Source organism: Caulobacter sp. D5 (assembly GCF_003185805.1).
GTDB lineage: Bacteria > Pseudomonadota > Alphaproteobacteria > Caulobacterales > Caulobacteraceae > Caulobacter.
On sequence record NZ_QHJY01000271.1, the window covers coordinates 1 to 1,290 of the forward strand.

1 protein-coding gene and 1 pseudogene are annotated in these 1,290 nt (G+C 68.6%); one reads left to right on the forward strand and one right to left on the reverse strand.

Annotation, left to right across the window (positions count from 1 at the left end; translation table 11 throughout):
• Positions 1-303 (reverse strand): annotated as a pseudogene (locus tag DMC18_RS17315) (thiamine monophosphate synthase); the annotation flags it as partial.
• Here DMC18_RS17315 and DMC18_RS17320 point away from each other — a divergent pair.
• Positions 302-946 (forward strand): YggS family pyridoxal phosphate-dependent enzyme, encoded by a 645-nt coding sequence (locus tag DMC18_RS17320; RefSeq protein WP_110118409.1) that lies wholly within the window; start codon positions 302-304, stop codon positions 944-946. The pseudogene DMC18_RS17315 and the gene DMC18_RS17320 sit on opposite strands and share 2 nt — an antisense overlap.
• Positions 947-1,290: the final 344 nt, after the last annotated feature.

The window sequence follows — 1,290 nt, forward strand, 5'->3', positions numbered from 1 at the left end:
CCCATGCGCGCCGATCGCTTCGGCCAGGGCCACATCGGCGCCGGCCAGCAGCAGCAGGCCTCGGCGCCGTGCGATCTCGGCCAGGCGCAGGCCGCGCTCGACCGCGTCGGCGGCGTCGAATGGGCGGTAGACGATCCCCGCGCCCGCCGGCAGCCGCTCGGCGACGCCTTCCGGATCGGGCGTGCGGACCGGATCGGTGAAAAACAGCAGCCGGGGCAGGGGATCGCCGGGCCAGGCCCATGGGCGAAGCCGCGCGGCCGTTCTAGAGAGGGTCTCCAGACTGTCCGTTACCTGGTCCGCCATGTCCGAAGCCCTGATCTCCATCCAGTCCCGCATCGCCGCCGCCGCGCAGGCGGCCGGCCGTCCCGCCGACGCCGTCCAGCTGGTGGCGGTGTCGAAGCTGCAGCCCTGGGACCATATCGCCCCGGTCTTCGATGGGGGCCAGCGGGTTTTCGGCGAGAACCGCGTGCAGGAGGCCAAGGAGCGCTGGAGGGCGCATCGCGGCGAGATCGAACTGCGCCTGATCGGCCCCCTGCAGACCAACAAGGCCCGCGACGCGGTAGCCTTCTTCGACGTGATCGAGACCCTGGACCGCGAAAAGCTGGCTCGCGTGCTGGCCGACGAGGTCCAGGCCCAGGGCGAGGCCCCGCGCCTCTACGTCCAGGTCAACACCGGCGAGGAGCCGCAGAAGGCCGGGATCATCCCCGCCGACGCCGACGTCTTCATCGCCGCCTGCCGAGGGACCTACGGCCTCTCCGTGGAAGGCCTGATGTGCATCCCGCCGGCCGACGAGGACCCCGCCCCGCATTTCCGCCTGCTGGCCGACATCGCCGCCCGCAACGGCCTGGCCAGGCTCTCCATGGGCATGAGCGACGATTTCGAAACCGCCATCGCCTGTGGGGCGACCTCGGTGCGCGTGGGCTCGGCGCTGTTCGGGGCGCGGTAGAGGTTTCTCTGCTTGAGGGGGAAAGCCTCAGCGCCTGACCGCTTCCTCCTCCCGTAAAATCCCCGCGAAAGCGGGGGCCCAGGTGTTTTATCGTCGAGCGCCCCACGTTTCAGAAAAAGCCTGGGTCCCCGCTTGCGCGGGGATTTTACGGATTTGGGTGGGCTGACGGGGATTGAGCGCCGTCTATCCCCGGTGAACTCGCAAAAGAGTCCAGCCAGATCAGCCACTTGCAACTTTCTCACGCCAACTTATCAGACGCGCCCAAACCACCCCCATAATCAAAGCCATCCCAGCCATGGGGAGGGCTCTTGGTACCGGCCCGAGTTAGCGGCTGTGGATCGCAT